At 34.3% G+C, this 25,431-nt stretch carries 25 protein-coding genes; 4 read left to right on the top strand and 21 right to left on the bottom strand.

Annotation, left to right across the window (positions count from 1 at the left end):
• Positions 1 to 4 precede the first annotated feature (4 nt).
• From smc to BLP68_RS13215, 14 genes are all read right to left on the bottom strand, one after another.
• Positions 5 to 3,586: a chromosome segregation protein SMC gene (gene smc, locus BLP68_RS13150; RefSeq protein ID WP_091544419.1), complete on the bottom strand. Its 3,582-nt coding sequence runs from the start codon at positions 3,584 to 3,586 to the stop codon at positions 5 to 7.
• Positions 3,587 to 3,690: 104 nt separating this feature from the next.
• Positions 3,691 to 4,713 carry an elongator complex protein 3 gene (locus tag BLP68_RS13155; protein WP_091544421.1) on the bottom strand — a complete coding sequence of 341 codons (1,023 nt, stop codon included), beginning with the start codon at positions 4,711 to 4,713 and terminating at the stop codon, positions 3,691 to 3,693.
• Entirely contained in the window at positions 4,706 to 5,422 is a 717-nt protein-coding gene (rnc, locus tag BLP68_RS13160) for a ribonuclease III (RefSeq protein ID WP_091544424.1), read from the bottom strand. Before rnc ends, BLP68_RS13155 begins: the two co-directional genes overlap by 8 nt.
• 162 nt (positions 5,423 to 5,584) lie before the next feature.
• Positions 5,585 to 6,823, bottom strand: coding sequence for a beta-ketoacyl-ACP synthase II (gene fabF, locus BLP68_RS13165; RefSeq protein WP_091544427.1), 1,239 nt, complete (start codon positions 6,821 to 6,823; stop codon positions 5,585 to 5,587).
• 80 nt (positions 6,824 to 6,903) lie between these two features.
• Positions 6,904 to 7,134: an acyl carrier protein gene (gene acpP / locus BLP68_RS13170; protein ID WP_091544428.1), complete on the bottom strand. Its 231-nt coding sequence runs from the start codon at positions 7,132 to 7,134 to the stop codon at positions 6,904 to 6,906.
• 51 nt (positions 7,135 to 7,185) lie between these two features.
• On the bottom strand, positions 7,186 to 7,929 hold the full coding sequence (gene fabG / locus BLP68_RS13175) for a 3-oxoacyl-[acyl-carrier-protein] reductase (protein WP_091544431.1): 744 nt from the start codon (positions 7,927 to 7,929) through the stop codon (positions 7,186 to 7,188).
• Positions 7,930 to 7,945: 16 nt separating this feature from the next.
• The gene (fabD, locus tag BLP68_RS13180) at positions 7,946 to 8,887 is read right to left on the bottom strand and encodes an ACP S-malonyltransferase (RefSeq protein ID WP_091544434.1); all 942 of its coding nucleotides are present in this window, start codon (positions 8,885 to 8,887) and stop codon (positions 7,946 to 7,948) included.
• Between the two features lie 2 nt (positions 8,888 to 8,889).
• Positions 8,890 to 9,840: an enoyl-[acyl-carrier-protein] reductase FabK gene (gene fabK / locus BLP68_RS13185; protein WP_091544436.1), complete on the bottom strand. Its 951-nt coding sequence runs from the start codon at positions 9,838 to 9,840 to the stop codon at positions 8,890 to 8,892.
• Positions 9,841 to 9,862: 22 nt separating this feature from the next.
• On the bottom strand, positions 9,863 to 10,858 hold the full coding sequence (locus BLP68_RS13190; RefSeq protein WP_091544439.1) for a beta-ketoacyl-ACP synthase III: 996 nt from the start codon (positions 10,856 to 10,858) through the stop codon (positions 9,863 to 9,865).
• On the bottom strand, positions 10,851 to 11,858 hold the full coding sequence (plsX, locus tag BLP68_RS13195) for a phosphate acyltransferase PlsX (protein WP_091544442.1): 1,008 nt from the start codon (positions 11,856 to 11,858) through the stop codon (positions 10,851 to 10,853). The genes BLP68_RS13190 and plsX overlap by 8 nt, the downstream gene beginning before the upstream one ends.
• Before the next feature lie 12 nt (positions 11,859 to 11,870).
• Complete coding sequence (gene fapR / locus BLP68_RS13200; RefSeq protein WP_091544444.1) at positions 11,871 to 12,440, bottom strand: transcription factor FapR; 570 nt, start codon at positions 12,438 to 12,440, stop codon at positions 11,871 to 11,873.
• 372 nt (positions 12,441 to 12,812) lie between these two features.
• Positions 12,813 to 12,992 (bottom strand): 50S ribosomal protein L32, encoded by a 180-nt coding sequence (rpmF, locus tag BLP68_RS13205; RefSeq protein WP_091544446.1) that lies wholly within the window; start codon positions 12,990 to 12,992, stop codon positions 12,813 to 12,815.
• A gap of 22 nt (positions 12,993 to 13,014) precedes the next feature.
• On the bottom strand, positions 13,015 to 13,542 hold the full coding sequence (locus tag BLP68_RS13210) for a YceD family protein (RefSeq protein WP_091544449.1): 528 nt from the start codon (positions 13,540 to 13,542) through the stop codon (positions 13,015 to 13,017).
• Between the two features lie 148 nt (positions 13,543 to 13,690).
• The gene (locus BLP68_RS13215; protein ID WP_091544450.1) at positions 13,691 to 14,881 is read right to left on the bottom strand and encodes an acetate/propionate family kinase; all 1,191 of its coding nucleotides are present in this window, start codon (positions 14,879 to 14,881) and stop codon (positions 13,691 to 13,693) included.
• 221 nt (positions 14,882 to 15,102) lie between these two features.
• On the opposite strand from BLP68_RS13215, the gene BLP68_RS13220 reads away from it, so the two are divergent.
• From BLP68_RS13220 to ylbJ, 3 genes are all read left to right on the top strand, one after another.
• Positions 15,103 to 16,362: a nucleotidyltransferase gene (locus BLP68_RS13220; RefSeq protein WP_091544453.1), complete on the top strand. Its 1,260-nt coding sequence runs from the start codon at positions 15,103 to 15,105 to the stop codon at positions 16,360 to 16,362.
• Between the two features lie 230 nt (positions 16,363 to 16,592).
• Positions 16,593 to 16,793: a transcriptional regulator gene (locus BLP68_RS13225; RefSeq protein ID WP_091544454.1), complete on the top strand. Its 201-nt coding sequence runs from the start codon at positions 16,593 to 16,595 to the stop codon at positions 16,791 to 16,793.
• Between the two features lie 472 nt (positions 16,794 to 17,265).
• Positions 17,266 to 18,573 carry a sporulation integral membrane protein YlbJ gene (gene ylbJ / locus BLP68_RS13235; RefSeq protein WP_091544459.1) on the top strand — a complete coding sequence of 436 codons (1,308 nt, stop codon included), beginning with the start codon at positions 17,266 to 17,268 and terminating at the stop codon, positions 18,571 to 18,573.
• Here ylbJ and BLP68_RS13240 read toward each other — a convergent pair.
• The 6 genes from BLP68_RS13240 to BLP68_RS13265 all read right to left on the bottom strand — a co-directional run bounded on the left by BLP68_RS13240 (position 18,570) and on the right by BLP68_RS13265 (position 24,432).
• Positions 18,570 to 19,019 (bottom strand): ATPase, encoded by a 450-nt coding sequence (locus tag BLP68_RS13240; RefSeq protein WP_207647923.1) that lies wholly within the window; start codon positions 19,017 to 19,019, stop codon positions 18,570 to 18,572. The two genes, ylbJ and BLP68_RS13240, sit on opposite strands and share 4 nt — an antisense overlap.
• A 24-nt stretch (positions 19,020 to 19,043) precedes the next feature.
• A complete protein-coding gene (coaD, locus tag BLP68_RS13245) occupies positions 19,044 to 19,517 on the bottom strand; it encodes a pantetheine-phosphate adenylyltransferase (protein ID WP_091544463.1) in 474 nt (157 codons plus the stop codon).
• Positions 19,518 to 20,078 (bottom strand): 16S rRNA (guanine(966)-N(2))-methyltransferase RsmD, encoded by a 561-nt coding sequence (gene rsmD, locus BLP68_RS13250; RefSeq protein WP_091544465.1) that lies wholly within the window; start codon positions 20,076 to 20,078, stop codon positions 19,518 to 19,520. It lies immediately after the preceding gene.
• Between the two features lie 206 nt (positions 20,079 to 20,284).
• Entirely contained in the window at positions 20,285 to 22,351 is a 2,067-nt protein-coding gene (recG, locus tag BLP68_RS13255) for an ATP-dependent DNA helicase RecG (protein WP_091544468.1), read from the bottom strand.
• Positions 22,352 to 22,441: 90 nt separating this feature from the next.
• Complete coding sequence (locus BLP68_RS13260) at positions 22,442 to 24,055, bottom strand: DAK2 domain-containing protein (RefSeq protein WP_176759027.1); 1,614 nt, start codon at positions 24,053 to 24,055, stop codon at positions 22,442 to 22,444.
• Positions 24,056 to 24,075: 20 nt separating this feature from the next.
• On the bottom strand, positions 24,076 to 24,432 hold the full coding sequence (locus BLP68_RS13265) for an Asp23/Gls24 family envelope stress response protein (protein WP_091544473.1): 357 nt from the start codon (positions 24,430 to 24,432) through the stop codon (positions 24,076 to 24,078).
• A 543-nt stretch (positions 24,433 to 24,975) separates the two neighbouring features.
• Between BLP68_RS13265 and rpmB the strand changes: the two genes are divergently transcribed.
• Positions 24,976 to 25,167 (top strand): 50S ribosomal protein L28, encoded by a 192-nt coding sequence (rpmB, locus tag BLP68_RS13270; protein WP_091544476.1) that lies wholly within the window; start codon positions 24,976 to 24,978, stop codon positions 25,165 to 25,167.
• 80 nt (positions 25,168 to 25,247) lie between these two features.
• On the opposite strand, the gene BLP68_RS21805 is transcribed toward rpmB, so the two are convergent.
• A complete protein-coding gene (locus BLP68_RS21805; RefSeq protein WP_176759023.1) occupies positions 25,248 to 25,409 on the bottom strand; it encodes a hypothetical protein in 162 nt (53 codons plus the stop codon).
• Positions 25,410 to 25,431 lie beyond the last annotated feature (22 nt).

The raw sequence follows: 25,431 nt of genomic DNA on the forward strand, positions 1-25,431 counted from the left end.
CCTCCTAGCTGGCTATATCATCATTTTTATCAGCAAGCTTAACTGAAACCAAAGATGAAACCCCCTCTTCCTCCATAGTGACACCATATAGGGCATCAGTAATCTCCATCGTTCCCTTTCTATGGGTAACTATAATAAACTGAGTGGTTTCTGAAAGCTCCTTTAAGAAGCTTGAAAATCTCTGAACATTTGCATCATCTAGGGCTGCTTCTATTTCGTCTAGAATACAGAATGGGCTAGGCTTCACCAGCAATATGGCAAATAAAAGGGAAATTGCTGTAAGGGCCCTTTCTCCACCAGATAATAATGATAAATTCTGAAGCTTTTTACCCGGCGGCTGAGCAATAATATCCACACCTGATTTCAATATGTTTGCTTCATCCTCCAATATCAAATCAGCCTTTCCTCCTCCAAATAACTTTATAAACACATTATTGAAGTTCTCCCTAATGATTTGAAACTGATTGATGAATTGTATCTCCATATTTTTTTCCATTTCGTCGATGACATCCTTCAAGGATTCTTGTGCTTGATAAAGGTCGTCCTTTTGCTTCTTAAGGAAATCGTATCTTTCCTTAACCCTTTCGTATTCATCGATTGATTCAAGATTAATGTTCCCTAAAGCTCTTATTTCATCCTTATACTCCTTGATTTCTCTTGTTGCCTTCCCTATGTCCTCAATTTCTTGTTTCATCTCCTGTGCACTATTATATGTTAGCTCATACTCTTCCCAAAGTTTGTTATAATAGGACTGTTGCTGCATTTCAAGCTTTGTTTTCTTTAAATCAAGCTTATGACCATTTTCCTGTATATCTGCAGTTACCTGTTGATTTGCTTCTAGTCTTCGTTTTATATTTTCTTCTTCTTTTAATATCTCACTCTTTTTTATCTTCAATTCTTCCAGTTTTAATTCGAGGTTTTTTCCTTCTTCCCTCAAAAGAGTCAGTTCACTTTGGGTTTGATTGATTTCTTCCTCAAGGTGAGAATATTTGCTGTTTATATTAGCAACTTCATTTTGCTTAAGTATTTTAAGCTTCTCTGCTTTTTCAATGGTAGCTTGAAGGTGATCTATTTCCTGAAGCAGCGCTCTTTTTTGTCCCTCCACCTCTGCTTCCTTCACCTTACTCTGTGTTATTTCTATGTTCAATGCCTCCTGCTTTTCTTTTTCCAACTGTAAATTCCTATGGATTTCATTGACGGTTTGACGAGTATCTGATATATGATCTTCAATCTTAAGAATTTCCTCATCAATAATTAATTGCTTCTTATTAGAATCTTCATTAACATTATTTAATTGCTTAATTTCACCTTCTATTTGTAGGATTGAAGCTCTATATTGTATTTCTTCCTTTTTTGCCTGTTCAATTTTATTAAGTAAAGTAGCTTCTTTAATTTTGTTTTTCTGTAGAGTATTATTTAGATTTAAAAGTACCTGGGTATATTCCTTTTTCTTTGAAACCATGTTATCCAGCTTATTTTTTTGATTATCCATTCTTAACTCAAGAGTATGAATTTGACTCACCAAGTCTTCTAATTCCCTCTTTCTACCCAAAATACCAGCTGTGTTTTTAATACTGCTTCCTCCTGTTAATGAGCCTCCAATATTTATAACATCACCATCTATTGTAACAATTTTAAGCTTATATTGAAGTTTTTTAGCCACAGCAATACCCACATCAATATTTGGTACGATTAAAACTCTAGCGAGAAGATTAGAAAATATATTTTTATACTTCTCATCACAACTAATAATATCCAATGCTATTTCTACATTCTTTTGTTCACCAATAATCCTATGCTCTTCGTTGTTAATATTTCTACTCTGTATAGCACTTAAGGGTAATATAGTAATTCTACCAAGATTATTTCTTTTCATATGCTCTATCAATCTCTTAGCATCTGCTTCAGTTTCGCTTACAATATTCTGTATAGCTACACCTAGTGCAGTTTCTATTGCTACCTCATAACCCTTGGGCACCTTTAATAGGTCCGCCACAACACCATATATACCCTTACCTAGAGTAGGATTCTTTTCACACGCCTGAAGAATGTTTTTAACACTCTTATTAAAGCCTTCGTGATCCTTCTCCATTTCCTCCAGTACATTTCTTCTAGATTGGCGATGATTAATTTGATTTTTTAGAACCTCCAACTGCTGTGAATCCGTTGTTATGTTATTATCTAGCTTTTCTTCTAGTCCTTTTATTTCTTTAGCTTCTTCCTCAATTGAATCGATACTATGTACTAACAGTTTTAAATTTTCTTCCAAGCTTGTAACTTCAGTGTTTTTTTCCTTAAGTTTTTCATTGAAATCACATAATTCTTTATTAATTTGATGAAGGCGCTCCTCCATTGTTCTTATCAAGGTTTTTAAACTATTTAACTCGCTTTTCTTATCACTAATTTCATTTAATGCGTCAATAATATAAGATTTAGAATCCTCCATATCTTTCTCTCGAGAGGAATTATGATGAGCCTGTCTTTCATAGCTTTCCACTTTGTCAATTACTTTCTTTTGTAGTTGGTCTAACTCTTTACAGACCTCTTCCAGCTCAATTAGCTTAATTTCCAGCTGACTATTGGCATTTATCTCCTCTTCTTTGAGCTTTAAAATTTCTTCTTTTACTCTTTCAAGATTTTCATCATTATGAAGGGTTTTTTCTTTACTAAGCTGAATAGCCCCTTCCTTCTTTTTTATTTCATTTTCAGTATTGAAAAACTTATTTTGAAGATTTGAAAAGCTTTCATCCCATTGATTTAACAATTGATTAACATCTTCAATCTGCTGATTAAGCTTTTGCTTTTCTTCCTTTTGATTCTCCATAGAGTTTTTCAGAAGGTCTATTTGATCTATAAGCTCCTTTAACCCTGCTTCAGTTTTATCTATCTCTCTTATAAAAAGATTGACCTCAAGTCTTAATAATTTTTCTTTAATGCCTTGGTATTTAAGAGCTTTTTTGCTCTGATTTTTTAAAGGCTCCAATTGATTTTCTAATTCATGAAGGATATCAGCAACCCTAAGTAGATTTTCTCTAGTGGCGTTTAGTTTTTTCTCTGCCTCATCCCTTCTAGTTTTGTACTTAATAATTCCAGCTGCCTCTTCAAATATTAGTCTTCTTTCCTCTGGCTTACTACTCAGGATTTCGTCAATTTTACCTTGTCCAATAATAGAATATCCTTCTTTACCAATACCTGTATCCATCAATAGTTCTCTTATATCCTTTAAACGACAGGAGGATTTGTTTAAGTAATACTCACTTTCACCAGAACGATATACCCTTCTTGTGATGGTTACTTCTCCATAGTCTATGGGCATAAGCATAGAGGTATTATCCAGCGTTAATGAAACCTCAGCCATACCTACAGGCTTTCTTGTAGTAGTTCCAGCAAAAATAACATCCTCCATTTTACTTCCCCTAAGGGACTTAGGACTTTGTTCTCCCAGCACCCAGCGAATAGAATCAGATATATTACTTTTACCGCTACCGTTTGGTCCTACAACACCGATAATACCATTGTCAAATTGCATTTCAATTTTATTTGCAAAAGATTTAAAGCCTTGAATTTCTAATCTTTTTAAATACAAAAAATCACCTCAAATACTTGTGAAATCTTTACTGATTTATTTTATCATAAAGAAGTTAATAACTCTAGTAAATACTTTTTCCTTGATTCATGCAAAAACTACTCTTAAAAGACTTCAACCACCAAATGACCTTTTTTGCCTTCGGTTGAGGATTTCACTTTAAAACACTTAAGATGATACTTCTCTATAAAATAGCTTTTATTAGACTGCTTGTACCCTGCTACTTTAGAAGAATCTTTTTGGTTGCAATAAATTATAAGATTTTGAAAATCAGTTTGTCCTTTTGACTCAATAATTGCCTGGATTTTATCTCTATATATCTCTGTTTCAACCATTTCTCGGAAAGCTGGGTGGTAGGGTCCTGCAACTACACTTTTGCCGTATGTAATCTCCTCCGTACTTTGTAGCCCCATCCTTATAACAGGTATTTCTGCATTTTGGAATTTTTTCAGTACTTCCTTTGCAATAGCAACACATTCCACTAAGGAAAAGGGTATGTAGTCTCCTGACTTATATAGCTCCTCCAGAAGGGTATCTTTTATTACTATGGTTGGATATACCCTAACAAAATCCGGTTTCCATTGTATAAAATCCTCTACGGTTCTATTTATCGACTCATGGGTATCTCCAGCTAATCCCAGCATCATCTGCAAGCCAAGTTGATAGCCTGCAGCCTTAATATCCAATACAGCTTTATCAACGTCATCCTTTGTGTGTCCCCTTTGATTTAGCATTAAAACATGGTCATTGGTTGATTGAACTCCTAGTTCTATTATAGATACTCCATAGGCTCCCAATTGCTGTAGTATGCTCTTATTAATGTAGTCTGGCCTGGTAGAAAGCCTTATGTCCTTTATGTATCCCTTCTTTTTAGCTTGCCATGCTGGTTCTAGTAATTCAGTTTGTTTATCTAAAGGAATACCAGTGAAGCTTCCACCATAAAATGCAACCTCTTTATCCATGTCTTCAGGATATATCTCTAAATATTTCTCAATTAAAGCTCCAACATCAACACCAGTAATTTCGGTAATATCACCTGCAATTCGCTTTTGATTGCAGAAGCTACAGTCATGGGGACAGCCCCTATGGGGGATAAATATCGGAATTATGTATTTCTTCTTAGACATCTTTATATCTTTCCTTTAAAATTGCCTGCATAGCTGCATTTTGCTCAGCTTCCTTCTTGCTTTTTCCTTGACCTTCACCTAAAACCTTCCCCCCAAAAAGTATCTCTATGTCAAAGGTTTTGTCATGGTCTGGCCCGGTTTCCTTCACTACATTATAGATTATTTTTTCGGTTGACTTACTTTGAAGAAGCTCCTGTAGGTGGGTTTTATAATCTTTAACAAGCTTTCCATTGACAGCCATATCAATTAAGTCTGTCATAAGGCTTAGAATAAAGCTTCTAGCATCGTTAAACCCACCATCTAAATAGATTGCACCAATCACAGCTTCAAATGCATCAGCTAAAATAGAACCCCGATTTCGCCCACCAGTGTTGTCCTCCCCTTTACCAAGCAGTAAGTATTCACCAATATTTATTAACCTTGCTTTACTGGCCAAAGAGGATTCACATACCACATTTGCCCTAACCTTTGTCAATTCACCCTCAGGCAAGTGCTTATATTGATGAAATATGTAATCACTAATTGCAAGACTTAAAATAGAGTCTCCTAAGAATTCCAGCCTTTCATTATGAATAACCTTCTTAGTTTTCATCTCATTGGCAAAGGAGCTATGGGTTAATGCTTCATCAATTAATTGGGGGTTTTTAAAACTATAAGTGATTACACTTTGAAATTCAATTAACTGTTCTTTTCTATACTTATTTGACATAATATTTCTCTCCATTTCTTATCCTTTAATCAGTACAATAAATTACCATTTTATTTTGATTTTACTATTTTTTTGGATTAAGTAAAAGATTAGTCTATTATAAAGATGAAATTAAAAAAATAATTATAGGGAAGTCCTATAATTATTTTCTTAAATTCAGTTTTATTTATACTTTTTTACTATAATTGTTGCATTATGTCCACCAAATCCTAGGGAATTTGATAGAGCATAATTAACTTCTCTTTTCTTGCTATGATTTGGAGTATAATCCAAATCGCACTCTGGATCGGGGTTATCAAGGTTTATTGTTGGCGGTACTATATCTTCATTTGCTGAAAGGACACATGCAATTGCTTCTATGCTTCCTGCAGCCCCCAAAAGATGCCCTGTCATAGATTTAGTTGAGCTAATACTCAGCTCCTTAGCATGATCTTTAAATACCTTTTTAATGGCCATGGTTTCAAATTTATCATTGTAAGGAGTACTGGTTCCATGAGCATTTATATAATCAATCTCATCGCTGGTAATACCTGCATCCTGTAATGCACATTCCATTGCCCGGGCAGCACCTTCACCTTCTGGTGATGGTGCAGTTATATGATACGCGTCAGCACTCATGCCATAGCCTACTACTTCTGCATATATTCTTGCACCTCTTTTTTGTGCGTGCTCTAATTCTTCAAGAACTAAAATACCAGAGCCCTCACCCATTACAAATCCATCTCTATTTATATCAAAGGGCCTACTGGCCTTTTGAGGCTCTTCGTTATTGGTGGACATTGCCTTCATAGAACAAAATCCAGCTATTGATAGAGGTGTAATAGACGCCTCCATACCACCAGAAATCATAATGTCTGCTGCCCCCCGTTGAATCACTTTAAAGGCTTCACCTATTGCATTTGTCGATGATGCACAAGCAGTTACTACAGTAGTATTAGGTCCCTTTGCACCTAAAAACATTGATACATGACCTGCCCCTATATTTGAGATCATCATTGGAATAAAGAAAGGACTGATTCTCCTTACACCCTTATCCATCAATTTTTGATGTTGATCTTCAAGGGTTTCTATACCACCAATACCAGAACCAAGTATTACACCAAATTTTTCTGCTACTATTTCTTCAATTCTCAAGCCAGCATCCTTCATTGCCATTTGAGATGCTGCAACTGCCAGCTGAGTAAATCGATCCATTTTTCTTGCTTCTTTTTTATCTATATAGGTTTCAGGATTAAAGTCTTTTACCTCTGCAGCAATTTTTGTAGGATAATCGCTTGTATCAAACTTTCTAATATGATCTATTCCAGATACTCCTGATAATAGCGATTTCCAGTATTCTTCAACTGTATTACCAATTGGTGTAATACATCCTAACCCCGTTACCACAACTCTTCTATTCATTGTTAGTGCCTCCCTTAGCTATAAAGTCCCGAATTCACGGGACTCAGTCTTACAATATTCTCATATAAGGATTGTTATAACTATTTTTTGGCTTCTACATACTTTACAATATCTCCGATATTTTTAAACTTTTCAGCTTCTTCATCAGGAATTTCCACTCCAAATTCATCTTCAATAGCCATAACTATTTCTACAGCGTCTAATGAATCCGCTTCTAAATCATTTATTAATGATGTTGTCATTTTAACCTCACTTACATCGTTAATTCCTAATTGCTCTCCTATAATTTCAACAACTCTCTCAAATACCATTTTTATTTCCTCCTCTTATTTTTGATTGAATTTTTTATTTTTTATTTTAAATTACATTGCCATTCCACCATCTACATGAATTACCTGACCTGTTATGTAATTGGCATTTTCACTGCTTAGAAAAACCACTAGATTTGCAATATCCTCTGGCTTTCCATATCTCTTTAAGGGTATATGGCTTAATAGCTCTTCTTTAATATTATCTGTTAGCACAGATGTCATATCTGTATCGATAAATCCAGGAGCTATTGCATTAACATTTATCCCTTTTACTGCTAATTCCTTAGCCAGTGATTTTGTTAGGCCAATTACACCCGCCTTTGAAGCACAGTAGTTTGCTTGACCAGCATTTCCCATAACACCAACAACAGATGACATATTAATAATTTTGCCATATTTTTGTTTCATCATTCTTCTAATAACAGCTTTTGTACAAAAGAAAATACCATTAAGGTTTACATCCATCACCTGCTGCCATTCTTCATCCTTCATCCTCATAAATAAATTGTCGCGAGTAATACCAGCATTATTTACTAGAATATCAACGCCATCGAAATGTCCTTCAATTTCCTCCATCATTCCTTTAACATCATTGGAGTCCGCTACATTGGCCTTAACTGCTAAACCTTTAACTCCAAGTTCTTCAATTTCTTCAACAACTTTATCAGCCGCTTCTTTGTTGCTGGTATAATTGATAATTATATTTGCACCTGCCTGGGCAAGGGCTTTAGAGATAGCTTTTCCTATTCCCCTTGATCCACCTGTAACAAGAGCTGTTTTTCCACTTAAGCTCATATTATCCTCCTCCTAGTTAAAAACTATTAATTAAGCTTTTAAAGCTTTCCATATCTTCTATGTTCTTTGTTTCAATTTGCATATTAATATTTTTAGCTATTTTTTTAATAAATGCACTAAGGGTTTTACCAGGTCCTATTTCAATGAAGGTATCTACACCCTCTTTGATCATAAATTCTATAGAATCCTGCCACAAAACTGAATTACTAACCTGTTTTACTAGGCTAGGAATAACTGCATCCTTGCCTTCCAGCAGCTTTGCATCAACATTTGTTACAACCCCTATTTCTGGGCTATTAAAGGAATATTGCAATAGATCATCCTTTAATCTATCCCCTGCTGGCTTTAAAAGACTACAGTGAAAGGGTGCACTCACTGGCAAAATTACAGCTTTTTTAGCACCAAATTCTATTGCCTTGCTTACTGCTGATTGTACAGCCTTCATCTCACCCGAGATAACAATTTGACCTGGACTATTATAATTTGCTGTTTCAACAACACCATATTGTTGACACTCCATTAAGCATTTTTGCAGCTCTTCTCTTCCTAATCCTAAAACAGCCGCCATAGTGCCTAAGCCCTGCGGAACTGCCTCCTGCATATATTTACCTCTGTTTCTAACTATCCTTACTGCATCGGCAAATCTAATAACATTTGATTTAACCAATGATGCATATTCACCTAAGCTTAGTCCAGCCGTCATATCGCAGGAAATGCCTTCATTTTCCAACACCTTAAGTAATGCTATGCTGGTTGTTAATATAGCTGGTTGAGTATTCTCTGTTTTAATAAGCTCTTCATCTGGGCCTTCGAAGCATAGTTTTTTCATATCATATCCTAAAAAATCACTTGCCTCTTCAAATACTTCTTTAGCAGATGAAAAGTTTTCTGTTATCTCTTTCCCCATACCCACATATTGAGCCCCTTGCCCAGGGAAAACAAAAGCTGACTTACCCATTTTTACTCCTCCTTGCCATATTTCCCTATTATAAGTAACTGATTCTTTGCATCAAGTATAATTTCATTTATGATTTCACTACAGGGTTTAATATCATTAATCATAGCAGCTATTTGACCTGCCATAACTGAACCTTCTTCAATATCACCTTCTACTGCCGCTATCCTAAGCTTACCAGTTCCATATGCCTCTAATGCTTCAATAGTGGCACCTTCCTTTTCCAGCCTTGAAAATTCCTTTGTTAGTTTATTTTTAATAACTCTTACAGGATGACCTGTTGCTCTGGCAGTAACTACAGCATCTCTATCCTTAGCCTTCAGCACCACATCCTTATACTTATCATGAACGGTGCATTCTACAGAACAGATGAACCGTGTCCCTATTTGTACACCCTCAGCTCCAAGTGACAAGGCTGCTAAAAACCCCCTACCATCAGCAATACCACCTGCTGCAATTACAGGGATGGTCACTGCTGAAGCAATCTGCGGAACAAGAACCATTGTAGTTAGTTCACCAATATGTCCACCGGCCTCTGTACCTTCCACAATCACAGCGTCAGCACCCAGCTTTTCCATACGCTTTGCCAAGGCTACCGAAGGAATTACTGGTATTACTTTTGTGCCGATTTCCTTAAATTTTTCTATATATTTACCAGGGTTACCAGCTCCAGTTGTAATTACAGATACTCTTTCTCTATATACAATCTCAATTACCTCTTCTACAAAGGGTGAAAGGAGCATTATATTAACTCCAAAGGGTTTATTTGTAATTTCCTTAGCTTTTTTTATTTCTTTTTCTACTACATCTGCTGGTGCATTACCAGCAGCAATTATTCCTAATCCTCCAGCCTCAGAAACTGCTGCTGCCAATTCTGCAGTTGCAACCCAGGCCATACCGCCTTGAATAATTGGGTATTTTATATTTAATAATTCACAAAGTCTTGTTTGGAACATACCATTCCTCCTTATTATAAGTCTATTTACACCATTTCATAACAGTAGATGCCCATGTTAGGCCACCACCAAAAGCTACTAAAACAATTATATCTCCTTTTTTTATCTTTCCATTCTTTAAGGTTTCATCTAATGCAACAGGTACAGATGCAGCAGACATATTTCCATACCTATCAAGGTTCACTACAACTCTATCCATTGGAAGTTTTAGTCTTTTGGCCGCAGCTTCAATTATTCTAATATTGGCTTGATGTGGAATCATATGATCTATTTCATCTAAAGAAATATTACTTCTTTCTAAAGCCTCTAATGCAGCTTTACCCATTACTCTAACAGCAAACTTAAAGACTTCACTGCCATCCATTTCGATATAGTGGAGCTTCTTCTCAAAAGTATCCAAAGAAACCGGCAGCCTTGTTCCTCCAGCAGGATGAGTTAGCGCCATACCTCCAGTGCCATCTGCACCAAGATAAGAGGATAGGATTCCATAACCCTCCTCTGTTCTTTCTATAACTGCTGCTCCTGCCCCATCACCAAAAAGGACACAGGTATTACGGTCTTCCCAGTTTAATATTTTAGATAGGGTTTCTGCACCTATAATCAATGCATTTTTGTAAAATCCATTTTTTATAAATTGTTCACCAATAGTTAATGCATATAAAAATCCAGAGCACGCAGCCTCAATATCAAATGCAGCCGCCTTGATTGCGCCTAAATTTTTTTGAACTATACAAGCAGTGGAAGGAAAGCTCAAATCTGGAGTTACAGTTGCTACTATAATTAAATCAATATCCTCAGCCTTTAGGTTGGCATCCTTCAATGCTTTTATTGCAGCCTCTGTTGCCAAATCAGATGTAGCTGTATTTTCATCTGTTACCCTTCTACAGGATATTCCGGTTCGGGTTCGTATCCATTCATCTGTAGTATCCACCATTTTTTCCAAATCAAAATTAGATAATTCCTTCTCCGGCAAAGCACTGCCTGTTCCAGTTATTCCAACTGAATATGTTTTATTCAACTATATCAGCTCCTAAGTCTTTTATTTCATTTTTAATATTATCCACTACACCATTTTCGATTACTATTTTAGCCTGGCGAATAGCATTTTTAATAGCTTTTTCATCAGAGCTTCCATGGGCTTTTATTAAAGCTCCATTTACCCCCAAAAAGGGAGCACCGCCATACTCTGTATAATCAAAGCGTTTTTTGAAGCCCCGCAACCCAGATTTCAACATCAAAGCACCAAGTTTTCTAATGGGATTCTTGGTCAATTCCTCTTTTAAAATTTTAAAAATTGTTCCAGCTACACCTTCTGTAAGCTTTAAAACTACATTTCCTGTAAAGCCATCACATACTATCACATCGGTGTATCCATCAGGAATATCTCTTGCTTCAACATTTCCTTGAAAGTTAAATGGAGCATTTTTACAAGCCTTATAGGCTTCTTTAGTAATGTCATTACCTTTTCCTTCTTCAATTCCTATATTAACAAGACATACCTTAGGCTTTTGAATTCCTAAGACCTTCTCTGCATAAATGCTTCCCATGATACCAAATTCAACAAAGTTCCTTGGCTTACAATCAGCGTTTGCACCACCATCAATTAAGACAGATGTCCCTTTGTAGGTTGGAAATACTGGTGCCAGTGCCGGCCTATCGATACCTTTTATTCTCCCCAGTATAAGTAAACCACCTGCTAAAAGAGCACCGGTATTACCAGCAGAAATAATTGCATCCGCCTTTCCATCTTTAACTAGATTTAATGCCACAACCATAGATGAATCTTTTTTCTTTCGTATTGCTGCAACTGGTTTATCTTCGTTTTCTATAATATCTCCACAATGTACAATTTCTATTTTTTCACTTGGATAATTATATTGTTTAAGCACTTCATTTAATTTTGCTTCATCCCCTGTTAAAATCAAATTAACTCCATATTGATTAACAGCATCAACGGCTCCCTTCACCGTAACCTTTGGTCCATGATCTCCACCCATAGCATCTAAGACTATTTTCATGGTATCTACCCCCTAACGACTATGTATTGCAATAAGAATAAATTTACCTCTAAAGACTTGATTTTGATTTACTGCAATTTTAACATGTACAAAATGCTTATTTCCTCTAACTCTTACTACTTCTGCCTTTGCCACTAATTTGTCTCCTGCTTGAACAGGACTTAAGTATTTAATATTGGAAACGCCAGTTAAAGCTACTTCTGCATCAATTACTGACATCGCAAGGGACTCTGCCTGTGAAAAGATATGATGACCCCTTACAATATTAGTTTTACTAAAAGCCATGTCTGGTGTAGTTTCAAGTATTGAGATGGCCCTTTCACCAAGGCTTAAGTCAATTAGTTCACCAATAATCTCCGTACCTACAATACTTCTTACCTTTTGATAGTTTTTCTCTGCTACCTTTTTTACTCTTTCTCTTAATTCAGGTATGCCAAGCTCTAGTCTATCTAGACGAATAGTTTGTATGCTAACAAAAAAACTGGTGGCTAAGTCCTCATCAGTTACAAAGGGGTCCTGTTTTAACAATTCTAGAAGCTGTTCTTGGCGATTGGCTTTACTAAGCCTTCCTATTGTTTTCAATTTATTCACCTCGAGTTAGTACTAATAATTAGTACCTGATACTAATATAAAGTATACATTACAAGTATCAAAAAATCAAGAGTATACATCTAAAATTTTCTTATTATAGTAATTTTTTTCCACAAGCATTAATTTCTATTCTTCTTATATTTTTTACTTAGATATATTTATTAATTACATAGCCCTTATGATTACATTGTTTTATATAGTAACTGGTTAGTTCGTCATTTTTTTCAACATTCAACATTCAACATTCATTTTCTATAACTCTTCTTTAATTTCTCCATTTTTGTTTTAATAAAACCTATATGTAAAAAAACGAAAAAAAAAATAGTAATGATCTCTCATTACTATTTATGTGATGCTTTGCTATTATTTTGTTGCTACAACCTCTTTATTCTTATAGTAACCACATTCTCCGCAAACCCTATGAGGTAATTTTGGCTCATGGCATTGTGGACATTTAACATATCCAACAGCAACATATTTTGAATTTGCAGCTCTTCTCATGTTTCTCTTAGATTTGCTAGTTTTACGCTTTGGTACTGCCATATTTTACACCTCCTTCAATTCTTTAAAGCAATTCCTTTAATTTAGCAAGTCGAGGATCAATAACTTTTTCTTCTTCATTCTTATCTAAATTACATCTGCACTGCTCTTCATTTAAATCTATACCACATTTGGCGCAAATCCCTTTACAGTCTCTGTCACAGAGGGTTTGAATAGGGATATTCATAAAGATATTATCCTTTATGATTTCTGCCAAATCAATGATATTATTATGATAAAGGATTATGTCCCCAGGATCTTCATCCTCTTCCTCTTCATAAAGCTCTTCGTTAACCAATTCTGCATTAACCTTAGAACTAAATTGATAAGTAAAGGGTTTAAGACACCTACTACAATTAACCTCCATTACGGTGTTAATATCACTAGTAAGGAATACCTTATCATTCATGATATAGAGCTTTCCTTTTACAGAAAAAGGATTTGGCAGTAAAATTTCATCACCATAGTAATTAATGGTATCAAGATTGAGTAAGAAATCCAAGTCTAGCTGACTTTTTTTCTCTCTTTTAAGAGCACCTAAATCAATGTTCACAATCTTCACCTCTTAACCATCGCTAAATTTGATTATACAAACGAACAAAAACTTTGTCAAGTATTTTATCTTGATAGTGCTATAGAATCTAGTATTTACAAATTTAAATTGGTTCAAAAAAGGTAGGTGTAACCTACCTCTTAATTATTTATATAAGAGCCTTTGTTTCTCTTGCAATCATTAATTCTTCGTTTGTTGGAATCAATAATACCTTTGTATTAGAATCATCAGTTGTAACAATAGTTTCTTTTCCTCGAACATTATTTTTATTATCATCAATTTTGATTCCTAGGAATTCTAAGCCTTCACAAACTGACTTACGTGTTTCTTTTGAGTTTTCACCTAGACCAGCTGTAAATACCACTGCATCAAGACCACCCATTTCAGCAGCATAAGCACCAATATACTTCTTAACACGCTTATTATATACTTCTAGAGCCATTACTGCCCTTTCATTTCCTTCATCAGCAGCTGTTTCGATATCTCTAAAATCACTGCTTACACCTGAAATACCTAATACTCCTGATTTTTTATTCATTAAATTATTTAATTCACCAGATGTTAGGCCTTCTTTTTCCATAAGGAAGGTTGTAATAGCAGGATCCATATCTCCACATCTTGTTCCCATAGCCAGTCCTTCCAGTGGAGTAAAGCCCATGCTGGTATCAATAGACTTTCCTCTATCAACAGCAGCAATACTTGCACCATTTCCAAGGTGACAGGTTACTATTTTTAATTCTTCTAGAGGCTTTCCTAAAATGTCAGCTGCTCTCATAGCAACATATTTGTGTGAGGTTCCATGGAATCCATATCTTCTTATTTTATATTTATCATATAATTCATACGGAAGAGCATATAAGTATGAAGATTTTGGCATTGTTTGATGGAAGGCTGTATCAAATACTCCCACCATTGGTACACTTGGAAGTATTTCTTCACATGCATAAATACCCATTAAGTTTGGAGGATTATGTAATGGTGCTAATTCTGAACACTCTTCTAATGTAGCTTTAACTTCCTCATTAATAATAACAGAGCCTGCAAATTTTTCGCCACCATGTACAACTCGGTGTCCTACTGCAGATATCTCCGTCATAGAATTGATAGCTCCATGGGTTTCATGTACCAAGCAGTCTAATACTATTTTGATTGCAGCCTTGTGGTTCTCCATTGTATCTTCAATGACAACCTTTTCCTTACCAGTTGCTTCATGCTTAACAAAACTACCTGCAATTCCTATTCTCTCTGCAATACCTTTAGCCAATACTTCTTCTGTATCCATATTTATAAGCTGGTACTTTAATGAAGAACTACCACAGTTTAAAACTAATACTTTCATTATTAAAACCTCCTAAACTTATATTGTATTTTTGACAAAAATTTGTCATAATGTAAACCTTAACATAACAATCATAATAAATTTCCTTATATATTTCAAGTCTTTTCAAGTTTTTTATGTATATAAATAAACATGTTTATTTTTTTTGCTTTGCTATAATTCCAGTAATTGTTTAAAATAAGTATATATACTTACTAGTATTCTTACTTGGGAGGATTTTTATGAATGTTTTAGGATTAATAACTGAGTATAACCCTTTTCATAATGGTCATTTATATCATCTTAAGGAATCAATAAAAGAAACAAAAGCAACCCATACTGTTGCTGTAATGAGTGGAAACTTCCTACAACGGGGCGAACCAGCTTTAATACATAAGTGGGCTAGAGCTCAAATGGCTGTGGAGGCAGGAGTTGATCTAGTTATTGAACTTCCAACGGTTTATGCCTGTGCAACGGCTGAATTATTTGCATTTGGTTCAGTTAAGCTACTGGACAAATTAGGAATAATTGACTCAATTTGCTTTGGAAGTGAAAATGGTAATATAGACCTATTAAAAGAAATCGCAGAAGTTTTAGTTGAATCACCCTCCAGCTTTGAAGCCCAATTAAAAAGCAAGCTTGATCTTGGCCTCTCATTTCCAGCAGCTCGTGGTAAAGCTCTGACTTATTATTTCAAAGAAAAAATGATTGACTCACCTGAAGAAGCAAATAAATATTCAGGTTTAGTAGAATCTCCAAATAATATTTTATCTGTTGAATACTTAAAGGTTTTAAGGCAGTTGAAAAGCTCAATAACACCCCATACTATTCTTCGGAGAAAAGCAGATTATCATTCCACTAGTATAGCTTCAAGCATAACAAGTGCTACAGCAATACGAGAGTATCTCTATCTCAATAACAATATCCAAGGTCTGACCCACACCCTCCCAGCAACCTCATATAATATTTTAGAGGATAGCTTTAAGGTGGATATAGGTCCTGTATTCAGTCGTGACTTTCAACAGGCTATTTTTACCTTAATAAGACAACGGGGTGCATCCTCACTGAAAAAAATATTTGATGTGGCTGAGGGTCTTGAAAATAGAATTTATCATTGCTCTCTGGTGAATGATTCTTTACATGACCTGTACGATTGTATTAAAAGTAAGCGATATCCTTATACTCGATTACAAAGAATTATGATGCATCTACTTCTGGGTATTGATAAGGATACCCTCAATAGCTTTAATGAGGCTGGAGGCCCCCAATACATTAGAATATTGGCCTTTAATGATAAAGGACGTCAGATTTTAAAGCTGTGTAAAGAAAATAGTACTTTACCAGTTATTAATAAAGTTCCTCAATTCAATGGAGATCCTCTGGCAGAAAAAATGCTTGATATCGACATTCGAGCAACAAATATATATACACTGGGAATGAAAAAAAAAGACCTAGTAAAGCAACAGCTGGATTATGCCTTCAGTCCGATATATGTAAGATAATAGTGAAGAATTAAGAATTAAGAGTTGAGAGTTAAGAGTTTAGAATTAAGAGTTAAAAGTTGAGAGTTGAAATTGCAAATTGAGAATTGAAAATTGAAAATGGAAAATTGTGAGTTAAAGAATATAAATAATTACAGAGAAATTTTCTGGCAAATTTTAACACTAATTCAACATTCAACATTCATTCATTATTCATTACTAATTGCTTTTAAGTAAAGGAGTTGTTTAAATTGTTTTTTCAGCTGAAGAATAGAAATAAAAAAATTAAAGAACTGCGAAAGGATCGTAGCCTTACTGCCAAAGAGCTGGCAAACTTATCAGGTATAGACACAACAGAAATTTTAAAATTAGATAATCAAAAGCTTAAAGAGATTACTGAGTCAGAAAAATCTAAGCTACTTCCCATCTTACGTGGAGATTATTTAGATTGATTTGTTAATTTCTTCTTGTTTATTGTCGATACATTAAGAGATGTTCAAAATATTTATTTTAGGAGTGATCGCTATCTTTTGGATTGATTTCAGCTACTTATTCTTCTTGTTATTTATATCCACATTGGTATTACAAGTCCCTATTACACTTGTTTTAATATACAGTACTGGTAACTGGAAGGCAGGTTATTACTCAGGATTAATAGTTTTTCTTTTTCTACTGGCAATTCTTGGATCAGGTGCTTTTGGAATATTATTTCTTTATGTTTCGGCAAGCTATATTGTAATCTATCCAGTAGTCAATTATTTTAAGAAACGACAAGAAAAAAAAGATATTGAAGATAATAAGGTTAGTTGATGAAAGAGATTTTTACACTATGAATATATAAAGACTCCCTCCAATATATATATGATAAAGGAATAGACCAGCTTAGCTTTTTATCAAATCTATATTCACTGGGGGAGTTTTTTTATGCTGTCTTTTTTTATTGTAGCCTTTTGCCTTGCTATATGTATTATACTTTTATGTTCTGAAATCTTCAGGCAAAGACTAATAAGTTTTATAACCAACTATTTAATTGTTCTTATTATATTCCTGCTGGTGATTGCCATTATAATTTATCCTGATGAGTCCGTTAATGCGGCCTATATAGGCTTAATGACTTGGTTTTCAATAGTACTGCCAGCCCTCTTGCCCTTCTTCATTGGGTCTGAGCTCCTTATAGGTCTTGGAGTAGTAAAATTCATCGGGATTCTTCTAGAACCAATTATGCGACCCCTATTTAACGTCCCAGGAGAAGGCTCCTTTGCATTTGCCATGAGTATTACCTCTGGGTATCCTGTAGGGGCAAAAATTGTAACAAAGCTACGTAGCGACAATGTCCTTACTCCATACGAAGCGCAAAGATTAGTATCCTTTTGTAGCACCTCTGGTCCTTTGTTTATTATGGGAGCAGTTGGTGTAGGAATGTTTCAATCTTCAGAAATAGGAATTTTTTTAGCTATATGTCATTACCTAGGAGCTATTACTGTTGGTTTATTATTTAGCTTTTATAAGAAATCTAAAAAAGCTAGACCTAAGATGGGCATACAAAAGAATTATTTGTTGTCTGCCCTTCGCCAACTGGCTAAAAGCAGAAGAGAAAGCCCCTCCTTTGGTATTTTGCTAGGAAGAGCTGTAAAGGAATCTATCAATACTATGCTGATGGTAGGGGGCTTTATTATACTATTTTCTGTCATAATTAATATTTTTGATGTGATAGGCCTTATAGACTTTTTTACAGGAGTATTGCTTTTTATACTAAAGCCCTTTAACCTCAATCATTCACTTATAAAGGGTTTAATAACCAGTATATTTGAGATTACTATTGGTTGCAAAATGGTGGCAGAGGCCAGCTCAAGCTTACTGGTATCAAAAATAGCCGTAGCTGCCTTTGCAATTGCTTGGAGTGGGTTTTCTATACATGCACAGGCCATTAGTATTATAAGTACCTCCGACATACGAGTGGGTTTATATATTTTTTCTAAATTATTACATGGTGCTTTATCATCTATGTTTGTTTTTGTTCTATATCCAATTTTTTCTAGCTTGTTTCAGTTATCTAAACCTGTATTTTTCAACAGCGTTGATTACATATTACATCAAAGAATTTTAGATAACCTGAAGCTTTCTGTAGAGCTTTTTATTGGTATAGTACTCTTCATGTTATTTATTTCTTTATTTGCATCTTTTATTCAATTCATAATTGGTTTCTTTAAAAGAAAAGGACGAAGGTTTTAACCCTTCATCCCTTTTATTTCATTACGGTTTTCTTTTACTGTTTCAATAATTTCAATTAATTTATCCTCTGTTAAACCCAAAAGCTCATCAACATATTCTCTTGCACCAATCCTCATCTCTTTTGCATTGTTTTGTGCTTGAGCGATTATTTCCTCTGCTTGTTTTTGAGCACGTTTTGTTATTTCATCTTCCTCTATTAATTCTCTTATATGCTTGTTTGCCTCTTCAAGAATCATATCAGCCTCCTGTTGAGCCTCAACTAAAATACGCTGACGTTCTTCCTTTATCCACTGAGCTTGTTTTATTTCATCAGGTAAATGTATTCTAACTTCTTTAATTATTTCTAGTGCATCATTACGATCCACCATAACCTTATTGGCAAAAGGTATGGAAGAACCACTTTCAATTATATCCTCCAACTCTTCTAACAGCTTAAGTACACTCACATTCATCCCCCTTACTCTGTTGCATTATAGCTTTTTAAATATTGCTTTTATTATTGGTTGAGGCACTAGCCCCTCAATACAGCCTCCAAAACGTGCTACTTCCTTCACTAGGCTAGAGCTTAGATATGAAAACTTACTGCTGGTCATAAGGAAAATTGTTTCTACATCTGGGCAAAGCTTTCTATTCATTAAAGCCATTTGAAATTCATATTCAAAATCAGAAACTGCCCTAAGTCCTTTAATTATAACACTGGCATCGATTTGTCCAGCATACTCAATCAACAGCCCCGAAAAGCTATCTACTTCTACATTATCGTAGGGTTTAATTACTTCCTTAATTAATGCTACTCTTTCTTCTAAAGTAAACATCGGATTTTTACTAGGATTATCTAATACTCCTACAATAACCTTATCACAAATTCTAGAAGCTCTATCAATTATATCAAGGTGTCCATTTGTTATTGGATCAAAGCTTCCAGGGTAAATTCCTATTTTCATTTATGCTTCCTCCCTTAGGCGATAAAAAGAAACACAGGTATTTCCAAATTTTTTACTACGATATTGAACTAATTCACTAACTACTTCTGGAGGAGGGTCATCTTTATCATGTTCAACAACTATAATCCCTTCTTTTTTCAAAAGACCATTAGTTGAAATGGCCTCAAGTGTTGGTATAATCAGGTCTTTACCATAGGGTGGATCCATAAAAATCAAATCAGCCCTTACTTTTATCTGTGTTAACTTTATTATAGCACTTACTGCATCAGATTTAATAACTTCTGCAAATTCTGTCTGTCTTGTTTTTAATAAATTTTCTTCTATTACATTTATACTTTGGGGGCTTTGATCAACTAAATATGCTTTTTCTGCCCCTCGCGATAGCGCTTCTATACCTAAATTACCAGTTCCTGAAAACAAGTCTATAACAATACTGTCTATTACAGTAGCTTGAAGAACATTAAAAATTGATTCCTTCACACGGTCCGAAGTAGGTCTAATATCAATACCTTTAGGGGGCATAAGGCGGTGACCTTTTGCTTTACCTGCAATAATACGCATATCATTCCTCCCCATTGTTTGGTAATTCACTATTATTATAACATTGAATATCAAAGTTAACAAAATATTTTTATTATGTAGCTATATTTATAGCCTTTCTACCTATTAAAAATTTATACCCTTATTATTACTGGGTTAATTTTTTGTTATTATTAATATCTATTCTTTACTTAATATGAAAAAATGTGATTTGCAGGTTGCTTTCTCTAACTAAAGCCCGACTCTTCGTAGAAATGCCTATACTTATCTTCTAGAGCCTTCTTTAATGAAGGATACCTCTCCAGCTTAAGATCGGGATCTTCCTTAATTAAAGCAGCTACCTGTTTTTCAGCCACCTTCAAAATTTTAACATGCTTAAATATATCGGCAATTTTTAATTCCGGTAGTCCATGCTGTCTTATACCAAAAAACTCACCTGGACCTCTAAGGGCTAAATCCTTTTCAGAAATAATAAAGCCATTATTGGTTTCCACCATAATCTTCATTCTTTCTCTTGCAATTTCACTTCTACCCTCATGAGCCAATATACAATAGGATTGATGGGATCCTCTTCCTACCCTTCCCCTCAGCTGATGAAGCTGGGCCAAGCCAAAGCGTTCTGCATTCTCTATTAACATTATTGTAGCATTTGGAACATTTACCCCTACTTCAATAACAGTTGTAGAGACTAAAATATGTACTTCACCCTTTTTAAAGGAGGTCATAATTCTTTCCTTTTCCTGAGGCTTCATTTTGCCATGGAGTAATTCAACTCTATAATCCGAAAAAATAGTATTAGATAATTCTTCTGCAATCTCTGTTGCAGACCGAGCTTCAATTACTTCTGATTCTTCAACTAGAGGACAAACTACATATGCTTGCCGTCCCTCAACCAGCTGTTTTCTTACAAATGCATATGCTTTCTCCTTACTATCACCTTTTATTTCTACTGTTTTAATTTCCTTCCTGCCTGGTGGCATCTCATCTATTATTGATATATCTAAGTCTCCATATAAAATAAGAGCTAGTGTTCGTGGTATAGGCGTAGCAGTCATAACTAATAGATGTGGATTAATTCCTTTGTTAACTAATGCAGCCCTCTGCCTAACGCCAAATCGATGTTGTTCGTCAGTTATGGCTAATGCTAACTGTTTAAAGTCTACACCATCTTGTATTATTGCGTGGGTACCTACTACAATGTCTATATTACCTTCAGCTATATCCTTTAAAAGAGCTGTCTTTTTACTCTTGGATAAGCTACCAACCAGAAAACCAATTCTTACACCATGAGGTTGGAGGATTTCTTGTAAAGATTGATAATGCTGCTCTGCAAGAATTTCAGTAGGCGCCATCATGACCCCTTGAAATCCGTTTAGGACACATCTATATAATGCTAAAATAGCAATTATTGTCTTACCAGACCCAACATCTCCCTGAACAAGTCTATTCATTGGAGTTGCCTTTTGTAGATCCTCTAGTATTTCTTCCAGAGTTCTTTTTTGAGCCGATGTCAACTGGAAGGGTAAATTATTCATTAAGTCTAAAAAAGCATTACATTGCTTTAGTGCTATACCATTTTTCTCCCTAGCTATACTTTTTTTAATACTTGCTAGTCCCAGCTGCAATAGAAAAAACTCATCAAAAACAAGTCGATATTTTGAAATCTTAAGCTGCTTTTCGTTTTCTGGAAAATGGATATGCTTCAATGCATAGCTCAAGCTACAAAGTCGATTTTTTACTCTTATATCCTCTGGAATATAATCTTCAATATTATTACTGGCTAGTTGTAATATATACTTCTGCAATGAGACAATTAAGTTTTGCTTTAAGCCCTCTGTAGTAGGGTATATAGGTACTATTTTATCCATCTTAATATCGTCATTAGATTCCAACAGGGTATATACTGGATTTACCATTTCAAAGCCATGTAGCCCTCGTTTTACTTCTCCATTTACGATTAAAGAAATACCTGATTCTAATTGATTCTTTAAATAGGGCATATTAAAAAAGGTAATAAATATCCTACCTGTTTCATCTTTAAAGGCAAATTGTATAACAGATAATCTCCTTCGATTCTTCAATAACCTACCTTGTCCTACTATTTGACCTACAATTGAAACCTTATCTCCAACAGCAAGCTGATTAATTTTTTTTATTTTTCTTCTATCATCATAATCTCGTGGAAAATGATATAACATATCAAAGGGAGTTTTTATATTTAGCTTAGTAAATTTTTCTGCTGTTTTTGGTCCTACACCCTTTAAAAACTGTATGTTCCCTTTCATCACATCCATTTAATCACCTCGACAATTGGTAAAATAAATAATTAAAGTATTTCAGTTAGTCCATAGTAAAACGAAACAGCGGATGCTGTTTCGTATTTTTTACTCAATTGAGAAAATATAATAATATAAAGGCTGTCCCCCATAATACATTTCAATATCACATTCTGGGTAAAGCTTTTCTAATTCTGATTTTAAAGAATTGGCTTCTTCTTCTTTTATTTCTTCACCGTAGAATAGAGTTATCATTTCATGGTCATCAGTTACCAGTTTACTCAATAGCTCCATTGAAACATCCCGTATATTTTTACCTACTGATTTAATTTCACTATTTCCAATACCCAATATATCGCCCATTGATATTTCCACATCATTATAGCTAGTGTCCCTAACAGCGTAGGTAATTTGCCCTGTTATAACCTGTTTAATAGCATCATTCATTTCAGCTTCGTTTTCATCAGTGGTTAATTCCATATTAAAAGCAAGTAATGCTGCAATCCCTTGAGGAACAGTTTTTGTAGGTATTACAATAATGTTTTTAGATGATATAGATTTAGCCTGGTTGGCTGCCATAATGATATTACTATTATTTGGTAAAATATATATGATATCAGCTTCAATTTCCTCTAATGCTTTAATAAAATCCTCTGTACTGGGGTTCATGGTCTGACCCCCCTCGATAACATGGTCTACACCAAAGTCTTTAAAGATTTTAGTTAAACCATCTCCCATTGTGACAGTAACCATACCATATTTTTTCTTTATCTTAGGCTTTACCTGTTGTTGTTCATTTATTGATTCATGTCTATGCTGAAGCTTCATATTATCAATTTTAATATCAGAAAGATATCCTACCTTTAATGAATGCTCAAGCACCTCTCCAGGGTTATTGGTATGAATGTGAACTTTAACTAAGTTTTCATTACCTACCACCAATAAAGAATCTCCATAGCTTGTAAATATACTCTTTAAAGAATCTAAATTAGCATTTCTGGAGTTTATAATGAATTCTGTACAATATGCAAATTGAATATCTCCTATATTATCATCTTCATGCTCAACTGTTGCTTTAACAACTTCATAATCATCAGTTGTAGATATATTACCTGTTAAAGCGCCTAGAGCTCCTATATAAATATATACTAACCCTTTACCTCCAGAATCAACTACTCCTGCATCCTTTAAAACCTTCAACATTTCTGGAGTTCTATTTAAAGTCTCATCAGCTTGTTGAATAACCTTTTCTAAAAAGACAACTATATTTTTCTCTTTTTTAGCAATTTCTATAGCCTTATCTGCACTTTCCCTTGCTACAGTTAAAATAGTACCCTCCACTGGTTTCATAACAGCCTTATAGGCTGTATCTGATCCAGATTTTAGTGCTTTTGCTATATCCATAGAGGATAATTTTGATTTACCCTTTATTCCTTTGGCAAAGCCTCTAAATAACTGTGAAAGAATAACTCCTGAATTTCCCCTTGCTCCCATCAAAGATCCATTAGCTAATGCATTAGCTATATCTTCAATTGATGTAGAAGTACATTTTTTAACCTCTTTAACAGCTGACTGCATAGTTAATGACATATTTGTTCCTGTATCACCATCTGGTACAGGAAAGACATTAAGGGAATTTATCATCTGCTTATTTTTTTCGAGAGAATTTGCCCCCTCAATTATCATACTCTTAAGATGTTGTTCATCTATATATTCTATTATCAAGCCTAGTACCTCCTTAGCTACTTTTCTACTCGAACACCTTGAACATTAATATTAACCTTTTTAACATTCATTCCAGTTAAGTGCTCGATATTATACTTCACTTTTTCAATTATATTATTTGCAACAACCGAAATTCTTGTTCCAAACTCCACAATTACAAATAAGTCAATAACAATTGTATCGTCTTCAGTGAGTACCTTTACTCCTTTACTTGATTGCTCTCTTTTAAGCAGCTCAACCAAGCCTCCTGCAGCAGACTTTGCAGCCATTCCTACCAACCCATAGCATTCCATTGCAGATGCTCCTGCAATTGAAGCTAAGACTTGATCATCAATAATAATTGTTCCAAATTTATTTGTCAATTTTCCAGGCATAACTAACCCTCCTTAAAACTGTTTTATCAGAGTTTTATTAAATATTAATTCACTCTTTGCTTTTCGTTTTCAATTTTCAGATCTCATTTATCAATTCTCGTTTTTCTTATCTTTTCATTTAACATTCTCTTAATTCTTAGTTCTTAGTTCTTAGTTCTTAGTTCTTAGTTCTTAGTTCTTATTTTCAATTTTCAATTTTCAATTCTCAATTCTTAATTCTTAATTCTTAATTATCAATTATCGTTTTTCTAATCTTTTCATTTAACATTTAACATTCACCATTCACCATTTCTTCTTATATGTACTATATTATTTCCAATTGTAGTTACCCTCATAATTGTCATATACCAATATTGTATATTAATTACTAAAATTGTTCAACTAAAAAGCTAATATCAAACCCTATTTCTGTTATAATTTCTATTTATTATAATTTATTTATATTGATTTAAGAATAAAAAATATATAGTTGTTGCAAAAATAGTATCAATGTGATAATATTATAATGTTTTTAAGTTGCCCTTGATTGAAGGAGGTGTTATCATGGCAAAAGTCTGTGATGTATGTGGTAAAGGAAAAGTTTTCGGTAGCCAAGTAAGTCACTCTAACCGTCATTCAAAAAGAACCTGGTCTCCTAACTTAAGAAGAGTCAGAGCTATTGTTAGCGGTACCCCGAAAAGAGTTAGCGTATGTACAAGATGTTTACGTACAGGAAAAGTAGAAAGAGCTTTATAATTTAAGCGTTTGTCCCAAAATGATATAAAAGCCACCGTAATGGTAGGCTTTTTATATTTTTTTGATTTTGAAGAATTTTATCAAAACTGAAAAATTAGTATGCCTATAATAATTAAGCCACAGGCAAATAAAAAGATCCATGCTTTAAAGGGTATTATATACATAAAAATAACTACTCCTACTCCACAAAATAGTAGTCCTAAAAAATTTCCTAAAGAGAAATGCTTTCTTCTTCTATACATTAGATCACCTTCTTAAATTGGT

This window comes from Alkaliphilus peptidifermentans DSM 18978 (genome assembly GCF_900101495.1).
GTDB lineage: Bacteria > Bacillota > Clostridia > Peptostreptococcales > Natronincolaceae > Alkaliphilus_C > Alkaliphilus_C peptidifermentans.

What these genes read in the sequence shown, in the direction of transcription:
- recG (WP_091544468.1), bottom strand. Translation starts at nt 22,351, where the DNA reads ATGGATGTGATGAAAGGGAACATACAGTTTTTAAAGGGTGTAGGACCA.
- BLP68_RS13155 (WP_091544421.1), bottom strand. Translation starts at nt 4,713, where the DNA reads ATGTCTAAGAAGAAATACATAATTCCGATATTTATCCCCCATAGGGGC.
- ylbJ (WP_091544459.1), top strand. Translation starts at nt 17,266, where the DNA reads ATGCTGTCTTTTTTTATTGTAGCCTTTTGCCTTGCTATATGTATTATA.
- BLP68_RS13215 (WP_091544450.1), bottom strand. Translation starts at nt 14,881, where the DNA reads ATGAAAGTATTAGTTTTAAACTGTGGTAGTTCTTCATTAAAGTACCAG.
- BLP68_RS13220 (WP_091544453.1), top strand. Translation starts at nt 15,103, where the DNA reads ATGAATGTTTTAGGATTAATAACTGAGTATAACCCTTTTCATAATGGT.
- plsX (WP_091544442.1), bottom strand. Translation starts at nt 11,858, where the DNA reads ATGAAAATAGTCTTAGATGCTATGGGTGGAGATCATGGACCAAAGGTT.
- acpP (WP_091544428.1), bottom strand. Translation starts at nt 7,134, where the DNA reads ATGGTATTTGAGAGAGTTGTTGAAATTATAGGAGAGCAATTAGGAATT.
- rpmF (WP_091544446.1), bottom strand. Translation starts at nt 12,992, where the DNA reads ATGGCAGTACCAAAGCGTAAAACTAGCAAATCTAAGAGAAACATGAGA.
- coaD (WP_091544463.1), bottom strand. Translation starts at nt 19,517, where the DNA reads ATGAAAATAGGAATTTACCCTGGAAGCTTTGATCCAATAACAAATGGA.
- fabG (WP_091544431.1), bottom strand. Translation starts at nt 7,929, where the DNA reads ATGAGCTTAAGTGGAAAAACAGCTCTTGTTACAGGTGGATCAAGGGGA.
- fabF (WP_091544427.1), bottom strand. Translation starts at nt 6,823, where the DNA reads ATGAATAGAAGAGTTGTGGTAACGGGGTTAGGATGTATTACACCAATT.
- BLP68_RS13265 (WP_091544473.1), bottom strand. Translation starts at nt 24,432, where the DNA reads ATGCCTGGAAAATTGACAAATAAATTTGGAACAATTATTATTGATGAT.
- rnc (WP_091544424.1), bottom strand. Translation starts at nt 5,422, where the DNA reads ATGTCAAATAAGTATAGAAAAGAACAGTTAATTGAATTTCAAAGTGTA.
- BLP68_RS21805 (WP_176759023.1), bottom strand. Translation starts at nt 25,409, where the DNA reads ATGTATAGAAGAAGAAAGCATTTCTCTTTAGGAAATTTTTTAGGACTA.
- rpmB (WP_091544476.1), top strand. Translation starts at nt 24,976, where the DNA reads ATGGCAAAAGTCTGTGATGTATGTGGTAAAGGAAAAGTTTTCGGTAGC.
- rsmD (WP_091544465.1), bottom strand. Translation starts at nt 20,078, where the DNA reads ATGCGTATTATTGCAGGTAAAGCAAAAGGTCACCGCCTTATGCCCCCT.
- fabK (WP_091544436.1), bottom strand. Translation starts at nt 9,840, where the DNA reads ATGTTCCAAACAAGACTTTGTGAATTATTAAATATAAAATACCCAATT.
- fabD (WP_091544434.1), bottom strand. Translation starts at nt 8,887, where the DNA reads ATGGGTAAGTCAGCTTTTGTTTTCCCTGGGCAAGGGGCTCAATATGTG.